Raw genomic sequence first — 4,694 nt, forward strand, 5'->3', positions numbered from 1 at the left:
GGCGCGGGTCGCGGCGGTCCGCGCGCGGCTGCGGCAGCGGACGGCGGGCAGCGGCGACGTACCCTTCCTCCAGGACCTCACCGCCGCGGCGGCGCAGGTCGAGGCGCTGGACGCGTACGGCCTTGACCCGAAACGGCGGGAGCGGCTGTCGGCGGAAGTCCTCGGCAGCGCCCTCGACTGGGTACTCTCCGGGGGCCGGGGCAGCGACCCGGCGCCCGCGCGGACGCTGCTCGGCAGCGACCTCGACGAGCGGGGCCTGCGCTTCGGCCTGGAGCGCTCGTACCGCGCGCTGGCCCGGCTGGCCACCGCCGGTGAGGAGAGGATCGACCTGGTGGAACGAGCCAACCGTTACCGCCCCCGGACATGGGTGTAGTTGATGTCGCAGATGCCCCCGCCGCACACGCCCCCCACGGCAGCCCTGCCGACGTGCCCGAGCTGCGCGGAGCCCCTGGAGTCGGGGGACCGCTACTGCGGCGCGTGCGGATACGACCTGTCGGCCGTGCCGCCGCGCCCGGACGACCATCCGACGCTGCCCCTGAACGGCTCGGGCGTGCGCTTCGACCGGCCACAGACACCGGACCGACCGCAGACACCGGACCTCTCGCAGTCACCGGACCGCCCGCAGGCGCCGGAGCCCGAGGAGTACCCCCTCCAGGCCCCCGACCCGCGCGCCGCCGCCGAGGCCGCGCTGGTGTGCGTCGCCTGCCGCGCGGGCCGCGTCGACGGCGACGGCTACTGCGAGAACTGCGGCCACGCCCAGCCCCGTGAACGCGACCACATGGAACGGGAGTCCGGCCCGCTGGCCGCCGTCAGCGACCGGGGGCTGCGCCACCACCGCAACGAGGACGCGTTCGCGGTCGGTACGGCCGTCCTGCCGGACGGCGCCGCGGCGAGCGTCGCGATCGTCTGCGACGGCGTCTCCTCGGCGACCCGCCCGGACGACGCCTCGGAGGCCGCCGCCCGGGCCGCGCACGACACGGTCCTCGCGGCGCTCCCGCAGGGCACGCACCCCCAACAGGCCCTGCACGACGCGATCGTGGCCGCCGCGCGCGCGGTCAACGCGCTGGCCGACGAGGACGGCGGCGCCCGCGAGCACTCCCCGCACCAGAACGCCCCGGCCTGCACGATCGTCGGTACGGTCGTGACGCCCGGCCTGCTGGTCGTCGGCTGGGTCGGCGACAGCCGGGCGTACTGGGTGCCCGCCGACCGTTCGACGCCGGCCGCCCGGCTCACCGAGGACGACTCGTGGGCCGCGCAGATGGTCGCAGCGGGCCTGATGAACGAGGCCGAGGCGTACGCCGACGAGCGCGCCCACGCGATCACCGGGTGGCTCGGCGCGGACGCGTACGAACTGGAGCCGCACACCGCGTCGTTCAAGCCCGACCGGCCCGGCGTGGTCGTCGTGTGCACGGACGGGCTGTGGAACTACGCCGAGGCGGCGGAGGAGATGGCGCGGGTGCTGCCGCTCGACGCGGCGGCGCGTCCGCTGCACAGCGCGCGGGTGCTGGTCGGTCACGCGCTGGACGGTGGGGGCCACGACAACGTAACAGTGGCGGTCGTGCCGTTCCCGGCGGCGGCGACGGGGGCAGGATCGGTCTGAGGTATCGGTCCGAGGCGGGTACCCGGTGGGGGCCGGGTCCACCTCCGTCATGTGCTGTGTTCACAGGGGGATTTGAGCAGTATGGCCAACTTTTCGAAATCCAACGTGCCGCAATTCGCGGTGGACGTCTATCAGAACGAGTACCTGCCCGAGGGCGGTCGCGAGGTGAACGCGATCGTCACGGTCACCTCGACCGGCGGCGGCACGATCGGCGGCGCGGTCGCCTCGCCGCACCTCTACTCACCGGCGCAGGGCCCCTCCGCCGCCGTGGCGATCATGGTGGACTGCTCGGGGTCGATGGACTACCCGCCGACGAAGATGCGCGGCGCCCGCGAGGCGACGGCCGCGGCGATCGACGCCGTACGCGACGGCGTGCACTTCGCGGTGATCGCCGGGACGCACGTCGCGAAAGAGGTGTACCCCGGCGCCGGGCGCCTCGCCGTCGCCGACGCGACCACCCGCGAGCAGGCCAAGCAGGCGCTGCGCAGGCTCAGCGCCGGGGGCGGTACGGCGATCGGGACCTGGCTGCGGCTCGCGGAGCAGCTGCTGTCCTCGGCGGACGTCGCGATCCGGCACGGCATCGTGCTGACCGACGGGCGCAACGAGCACGAGGAGCCCGAGGCGCTCAGGGCGACCCTCGACCACTGCGCGGGCCGGTTCACGTGTGACGCACGCGGTGTCGGCACCGACTGGGAAGTGAAAGAAGTCACAGGCATCGCCTCCGCCCTGCTCGGCAGCGCCGACATCGTCGCCGACCCCGCGGGCCTCTCCGCCGACTTCACGCACATGATGGAGACGGCGATGGGCAAGGAAGTCGCCGACGTGGCCCTGCGGTTGTGGACGCCGGTCGGCACGACGGTCAAGTTCGTCAAGCAAGTCGCGCCGACCGTGGAGGAGTTGACCTCGCGGCGTACCGAGTCCGGTCCCCGGTCCGGGGATTACCCCACCGGATCCTGGGGAGACGAGTCCCGCGACTACCACGTCTGCGTGGAGGTGCCGGGTGCCGGACTCGGTCAGGAGATGCTCGCCGCCCGCGTCTCGCTCCTCGTACCGCAGGCGGACGGATCGATGCAAAGCCTCGGCGCGCAAGGGCTGGTGAGGGCCGTGTGGACCGACGACATGACCGCCTCCACGTCCATCAATCCGCAGGTCGCGCACTACACCGGACAGGCCGAACTCGCCCAAGTCATCCAACAGGGGCTGGACTTGCGCAAAGCGGGCGATATGGACGGGGCGACGGCCAAACTCGGCCGGGCCGTCCAGCTCGCGAGTGTCTCGGGGAACGCGGATACTGCGAAACTGCTTGCGAAGGTGGTGGACGTGGTCGATGCCACGACAGGTACTGTGCGGTTGAAGGCGAAGGTCGCCGAGGCCGACGAGATGACTCTCGAAACCCGGTCCACAAAGACTGTCCGTGTAAAGAAGTGACACGGACCGACACCGAGCGACACAGGTAAGGAAAGGGGGACGCGCCGACATGCCGACCTGCCCGAACGGACACCAGTCGGGTTCCGACGACTGGTGCGAGGTCTGCGGTCACCGCATGGCCGGTGCCGTACCTCCGCCCCCACCCCCGCCGCCTCCGCCGCCGGGCGGCTACGGACCGCCGGGACCGCCGGGCCAGCCCGGCGGTCCCGGCGGTCCCGGCGCGGGCGGAGGCCCCGGTGGCGGACGCCACCTCTCCCCCGTACCCGGCCAGGAGGCCGAGCTGTGCCCGCAGTGCCGGACGCCCCGCGAAGGGGGCGCTCCGTTCTGCGAAGAGTGCCGGTGGAACTTCCTGACGAACACGGCTACGTCGTACACCCCGGCCGCGCCTCGCCCGTCGAACTCGCCGGGCGGCGGGTTCGGAGGGGCGGGAGGAGCGGGGGGCTTCGGCGGGCCCGGTGGACCCGGTGGACCTGGAGGCCCTGGCGGCCCCGGTGGGCCCGGTGGGCCTGGGGCTCCCGGTGGACCTGGCGGCTCCAGCGGCTTCGGCGGTTCCGGGGGGCCCGGCGGCTTCGGGGACTCCAGCCGACGGGGCGGGCCTGGCACGGGTGACTTCGGCGGCCCTGGTGCCGGTGGCCCTGGTGCCGGTGGTCCCGGTTCCGGTGGCCCTGGCGGCTCGGGTGCTTTTGGCGGCTCCGGTGGGCCCGGCGGGTCCAGCGGCTTCGGTGGCTCCGGTGCGCCCGGTGGTCCCGGCGCGCCCGGCGGCTCCGGAGGACCCGGTGGCGGCAGCGGCTTCGGCGGTTCCGGAGGGCCCGGCGGCTTCGGGGACTCCAGCCGACGGGGCGGACCCGGCGCGGGTGACTTCGGCGGCTCCGGCGGTCCCGGTGGGGCTCGTGACTTCGGCGGGGCCGAAGGCTCCGGTGCGCCCGGCGGTGGCTACAGCGGTCCGCCCACGACCGGCGGCCCCGGCAACTTCGGCGGCCCCGGTGGGCCTGGCGGTTCCGGTGGGCCCGGCGGTTCCGGCGCACCCGAGGGCCCCGGCGGCGCCGGTGGTCCCGCCGGCGCGCGCTACCCCTCGCCCTCCTTCGGCAGCGGCGACTCCTTCGACTATCAGGGCTCCAGCCCGTCCCGCGTGAACCGTCCCGCCGAACCGATTCCCTTCGGCAGCGAGCCCTCGGGTTCCGCCGGCGCACCGCCCTTCGGCGGACGGCCGGGAGGCCCCCCGCCGACTTCGGGCGGCGGCTTCGGCCGCGACGCCGGTACGGCGACGGGGGCCCCAGGGTCGACCGGTCCCGGTGCCTTCGGGGGCCGGGAGGGGTCGCCGGGGACCGGCGGACCTGGCGGAGCCGGTGGCTTCGGCGGACGCGAGGGCTCCGAGCCCGGCGCTTTCGGCGGACGCGAAGCCTCGGACCCCAACGGCCCCGGCGGACCCTTCGGCGGACGCGAAGGAACCGGCCGTGGCGGCTCCGGCGCCCCCGCAGGACTGTTCAGCGGCCGGGACACCACGAGCCCGGGCCCCGGCGGACAGTTCCCCGGCCGCGACGGCAACCCGGCGGGCGCCCCCGGCGGATTCGGCGCGCCCGGTGGACCGGGTGGCCAGGGCGGCCCCGGAGGCCAGAGCAGTCCCGGTGGCCCCGGCGCCCCCACCCCCTTCGGCGACCCTTCACGC

At 75.0% G+C, this 4,694-nt stretch carries 3 protein-coding genes; all 3 read left to right on the forward strand.

Annotation, left to right across the window (positions count from 1 at the left end; all coding sequences use genetic code 11):
- On the forward strand, positions 1-373 hold a 373-nt coding region (locus tag AOK24_RS42240; RefSeq protein ID WP_276206896.1), incomplete at its 5' end, for a tetratricopeptide repeat protein.
- Between the two features lie 3 nt (positions 374-376).
- The gene (locus AOK24_RS42245) at positions 377-1,600 is read left to right on the forward strand and encodes a PP2C family protein-serine/threonine phosphatase (protein ID WP_055725177.1); all 1,224 of its coding nucleotides are present in this window, start codon (positions 377-379) and stop codon (positions 1,598-1,600) included.
- Between the two features lie 81 nt (positions 1,601-1,681).
- On the forward strand, positions 1,682-3,028 hold the full coding sequence (locus AOK24_RS42250) for a vWA domain-containing protein (RefSeq protein WP_055725176.1): 1,347 nt from the start codon (positions 1,682-1,684) through the stop codon (positions 3,026-3,028).
- Positions 3,029-4,694: the final 1,666 nt, after the last annotated feature.

Source organism: Streptomyces niveiscabiei, from assembly GCF_001419795.1.
GTDB lineage: Bacteria > Actinomycetota > Actinomycetes > Streptomycetales > Streptomycetaceae > Streptomyces > Streptomyces niveiscabiei.

Excerpts from the sequence above, each read along its gene's own strand:
- AOK24_RS42250 (WP_055725176.1), top strand. The coding sequence starts at position 1,682 with ATGGCCAACTTTTCGAAATCCAACGTGCCGCAATTCGCGGTGGACGTC.
- AOK24_RS42245 (WP_055725177.1), top strand. The coding sequence starts at position 377 with ATGTCGCAGATGCCCCCGCCGCACACGCCCCCCACGGCAGCCCTGCCG.